At 77.3% G+C, this 4691-nt stretch carries 3 protein-coding genes and 2 pseudogenes; 4 read left to right on the plus strand and 1 reads right to left on the minus strand.

The window, feature by feature from the left end; all coding sequences use genetic code 11:
- The coding region (locus KSNIM_RS19190; protein ID WP_263104436.1) for a molybdopterin-binding protein at positions 1–964 on the plus strand (964 nt) is incomplete at its 5' end.
- 20 nt (positions 965–984) lie between these two features.
- Here KSNIM_RS19190 and KSNIM_RS19195 read toward each other — a convergent pair.
- Entirely contained in the window at positions 985–2037 is a 1053-nt protein-coding gene (locus KSNIM_RS19195) for a potassium channel family protein (protein WP_411543872.1), read from the minus strand.
- Positions 2038–2266: 229 nt separating this feature from the next.
- Between KSNIM_RS19195 and KSNIM_RS19200 the strand changes: the two are divergent.
- The 3 genes and pseudogenes from KSNIM_RS19200 to KSNIM_RS19210 all read left to right on the plus strand — a co-directional run.
- A pseudogene (locus KSNIM_RS19200) lies at positions 2267–2921 on the plus strand (potassium channel family protein); the annotation flags it as partial.
- A 62-nt stretch (positions 2922–2983) separates the two neighbouring features.
- Complete coding sequence (locus KSNIM_RS19205) at positions 2984–3964, plus strand: NAD(P)H-quinone oxidoreductase (RefSeq protein ID WP_263104437.1); 981 nt, start codon at positions 2984–2986, stop codon at positions 3962–3964.
- Between the two features lie 137 nt (positions 3965–4101).
- Positions 4102–4691 (plus strand): annotated as a pseudogene (locus tag KSNIM_RS19210) (hypothetical protein); the annotation flags it as partial.

Consider the following 4691-nt stretch of genomic DNA (forward strand, 5'->3'; position numbering starts at 1 on the left):
CGGCCCCTGGCGGCCGACCGGCCGGCTGCTCGCCGGTGCCGCGCCCGCCCCGCTGGCCGACGGCACGGCCGTCGAGATCGCCACCGGTGCGCAGCTGCCGCCCGGCGCCACCGGGGTGCTCCGCCGCGAGCACGGCCGGACGGTGCAGGGACTGCTGCACGGCGAGGTCGGGCCGGGTCAGGACGTCCGCCCGCGCGGCCAGGAGTGCCGCCGCGGCGAGACCCTGCTGCCCGCCGGCACCCGGGTGACCGGGCCGGTGCTCGGCCTGGCCGCCGCGGCCGGCCACGACCTCCTCGCGGTGCGCCGTCGGCCGACCGTCGAACTGCTGCTGCTCGGCGACGAACTGCTCGACTCCGGGGTGCCCGGCCCCGGCCTCGTCCGGGACGCGCTCGGCCCGCTGCTGCCGCCGTGGCTCTCCGCGGCCGGGGCCGAGCAGGTCGGCGTCCGCCGGGTCGGCGACGACCGGGACCTGCTGCGCGACGCCCTGCGGCACTCGCCCGCCGACGTGGTGGTGACCACCGGCGGCACGGCGGCCGGCCCGGCCGACTTCCTGCACGCCGCGCTCGCCGAGGCGGGCGCCCGGCTGCTGGTCGACGGGGTCGCCGTCCGGCCGGGGCACCCGATGCTGCTCGCGGCGCTGCCCGGCGGACGGCACCTGGTCGGTCTGCCCGGCAACCCGCTGGCCGCCGCCGCGGGCGCCCTGACCCTGGCCCTGCCGCTGCTGGACGCACTGGCCGGCCGCGCCGAGCCGCCGACCCGCGCCGAGCCCGCGGCGGTCGTCCTGCCCGGCCACCCGGAGGACACCCGGCTGGTGCCGGTGGTGCGGACCGGCGACGGGCTGGTGCCGCTGCGCTTCGACGGTCCGGCCATGCTGCGCGGACTCGCCCTCGCCGAGGCGGTCGCCGTGGTGCCGCCGGGCGGTGTCCCGGCGGGCGGCCGGGCGGAGGTGCTGGAGCTGCCCTGACGCCCGCGGCCCGCGCTGCCTCAGGCGTGGCCGGGGGTGTCCCGGATGACGATCAGCCGGTCGGTGGGCTGCAGCACGGAGGCCTCCTCGTCGGTGAAGTTCAGCAGCCGGCGGCCGCGGACGACCGCCAGGACGAGGTCCGCGCTCTCCCGCGGGGAGCGGCCCGCCTCCTCGGCGGTGACCGCCCGCTCGGTGACGTCGAGGCCGGTGCCGTGGGTGAGCAGGTCCTCCATGACGGCGCCCGCGTGCGGGCTGAGGATCGACATGCCGAGCAGCCGGCCCGCCGAACTGGAACTGGTGACCACCACGTCGGCGCCGCTCTGCCGCAGCAGCGGCGCGTTCTCGTCCTCCCGGACGGCGGCCACCACCGTGGCGGCCCGGTTGAGCTGGCGGGCGGTCAGGGTGATCAGCACCGCGGTGTCGTCCCGCTCCGGCGCCACCACCACCCGCGCGGCCCGGGGCAGTTCGGCGCGGAGCAGGGTGTCGGTGCGGGTGGCGTCGCCGACCACCCCGGCCAGGCCGTCCAGGGTGGCCTGCTCCACCGTGCGCGGCTGCGGGTCGACGACCACGATCGAGCCGCGGTCGATGCCCTGGCCGAGCAGTGCGCCGACCGCGCTGCGGCCCTTGGTGCCGTACCCGATCACCACCGTGTGGTCCTTGACGGTGGAGCGCCAGCGCCCGATCCGCCACTGCTGGCGGGTGCGTTCGGTGAGCACCTCCAGGGTGGTGCCGACCAGGATGATCAGGAAGAGCACGCGCAGCGGGGTGATCACGAAGATGTTGGTCAGCCGGGCGCTGTCGCTGACCGGGGTGATGTCGCCGTAGCCGGTGGTGGAGAGGGTGACGGTGGCGTAGTACGCGGCGTCCAGCAGGTCCAGCGGGCCGCCCGCGTTGTCGTGGTACCCGTCCCGGTCCAGCCAGACGACCAGCGTGGTGGCGAGCAGGACGGCGAGTGCCAGCAGCAGCCGCCGGGCGACCTGGCGGAACGGCGGCGGGGGAGTCCTGGTCGGCAGGAAGACCCGGCCGCCGGCCACCTCGGTCTCGCGGGTGCGGGAGGCGCGGGCGGGGCGCAGCCGGGAGAGTCTGCCGCCGGGGCCGGGGGCGCGGGTGCCGTGGGTCACGGGCACCAGCATGGCGGCGCGGCGCCCCGCCGGACCACCGCCGCGCGGGGGCGGACCCGTGCGGGGACGTGGAGGGAAGGTGCCGGTCACGGGTGGTCGGCGCGGTCCGGCCCGCGCGCTCGCGGCGGCGGTATCGTCGCCAGCGGCGGCCCCGGGGCGGTGCCGTCCTCAGTCGGCAGGCCGCTGGAGGTCCGGTGCGGGAGCACACCGTCGTCGTCGGCTACGGCACCAAGGGCCGCAGCGCGGTCACCGCGCTGCTCGGCCAGGGGCTGCGCAAGGAGTCGATCGTGGTGGTCGACCCGCAGCGCAAGGCGATCGACCAGGCGGGCCGGGACGGCCTGACCGCCGTTCTGGGGGACGCGACCCGATCGGACACCCTGCTGCGGGCCGAACTGCCGCGGGCCGAGAAGGTGGTGATCGCCCCGGCCCGGGACGACACCGCGGTGCTGGTGGCGCTGACCGCGCGTCAGCTCAATCCGGCGGCGGTGCTGGTGGCCGCCGTCCGGGAGGACGAGAACGCGCCGCTGCTGCGGCAGAGCGGCGCCGACGTGGTGGTCACCAGTTCCAGTTCGGCGGGCCGGCTGCTCGGCATGTCGATCCTCAGCCCGCACGCGGGCGCCGTCATGGAGGACCTGTTGACGGTCGGCTCCGGGCTGGACCTCGTCGAGCGGCCGGTGACCAGGGCCGAGGCGGGCCGTTCCCCGCGGGAGTGCGCCGACCTGGTGGTGTCGGTCGTCCGCGGCCGCCGGCTGCTGAACTTCACCGACCCGGAGGCCGCGGTGCTGCAGCTCACCGACCGGATCATCACCGTCCGACGGGGCGTCAACCGAGGCTGAGGGCGGGCGCCGTCGGCGGGCCGGTCGCGGGCGGCGCCCGCGCCGCGGCTAGCGTGGCGGCCATGCGAGCCATCACCATTCCCCAGCCGGGCGGCCCCGAGGTGCTGACCTGGGCCGAGGTGCCCGATCCCGAGCCCGCCGAGGGCGAAGTCCTGATCGAGGTCGCCGCCACCGCCGTCAATCGCGCGGACCTGCTGCAGCGGCAGGGCTTCTACGACCCGCCGCCCGGGTCCTCCCGGTACCCGGGTCTGGAGTGCGCGGGCCGGATCGCCGCGCTGGGCGCGGGCGTGGCCGGCTGGGCGGTCGGCGACGAGGTGTGCGCGCTGCTCACCGGCGGCGGCTACGCGGAGCGGGTCGCGGTGCCGGCGGGGCAGCTGCTGCCTGTGCCGAAGGGGCTGTCCGCGGACGAGGCGGCGGCGCTGCCGGAGGTCGCCTGCACGGTCTGGTCGAACGTCTTCATGGTGGCCCACCTGCGTCCGGGCGAGACCGTGCTGGTGCACGGCGGGGCGAGCGGCATCGGCACCATGGCGATCCAGCTGGCCAAGGCCGTGGGCGCCCGGGTGGCGGTCACCGCGGGCAGCGCGGAGAAGCTGGCGCGCTGCGCCGAGCTGGGGGCCGACCTCGGCATCGACTACCGGGAGCAGGACTTCACCGCGGCCGTCCGGGACTTCACCGGCGGAGCCGGCGCGGACGTGATCCTCGACATCATGGGCGCGAAGTACCTGCAGCGGAACGTGGACGCACTGGCCGTCAACGGACGTCTGGTGATCATCGGCCTGCAGGGCGGGGTCAAGGCGGAGCTCGACCTGAACGCCCTGCTGCGCAAGCGGGCCGCGGTCGCGGCGACCAACCTGCGCGGCCGGCCGGTCGCGGAGAAGGCGGCCATCGTCGCCGCCGTCCGCGAGCACGTGTGGCCGCTGGTGGAGTCCGGTGTGGTGAAGCCGGTGGTGCACCAGGTGCTGCCCATCGAGGAGGCCGCCGCGGCGCACCGGTTGATCGAGCGGAGCGAGCACGTCGGCAAGGTGGTGCTCCGACTGCGCTGACCGTGGCACCGGGCAGGGCGGACACGGGGAGTGAGCGTACGAAATGCCCGTTTTGTCGGAATGTGTGAGGCTGGTTCGGAGCTGTCCCGCCGCCGACCGCGTCCCGCCGCGGCCGCCCGTCGGAAGGACTTCCCGCCGTGGCTGCACTTCCGTACGCGTTCCGTGCTCTCTCCTCCGCGCTCCCCGTCGGCTGCCGCCGGGCGGCTCTCGCCGGCGCGGGCCTCGCCCTTCCGCTCCTGTTCGCCGTGCCCGCCGCGGCCGACGACGCCGAGGCCTCCGCGGCGGCCCGCAGCCAGGTCACAACGGCCGTGCAGCAGGCCGTCCACCAGGCCGTCCAACAGGCCGTCTCCGCCCTGCCGGAGGCGGGGGCACCCGCAGCCGCGCCGCCCTCGGCCCATGGGGGTTCCGGCATGTCCGGACTCCCCGTCAGGCCGCCGGCGAACACCCCGGCGTCCGTCCCCGAGCCGGCCGCCCCCGCCTCCTCGGCCGGGGCGGCCGGTACCGCTGCGGGCACCACGGCGGGCCCGGGCCGGCCCACCGCCGACGGCCACCCCGAACCCCAGACGGGACCGGCCCAGGGCGCCACGGACGGCCAGGCCGCCCAGAACGAGGAGCCGGCCGGGGACGACGAGGCCGCCGGGGACGACTGCGGCGACGGCGCCGATCCCTCGACCGCGCCCGCCGCGCCCGCCACCGGGCAGACCGGCGACACCGCGGGCCCCGCGGT

The sequence above is a fragment of the Kitasatospora sp. DSM 101779 genome (assembly GCF_025655475.1).
GTDB lineage: Bacteria > Actinomycetota > Actinomycetes > Streptomycetales > Streptomycetaceae > Kitasatospora.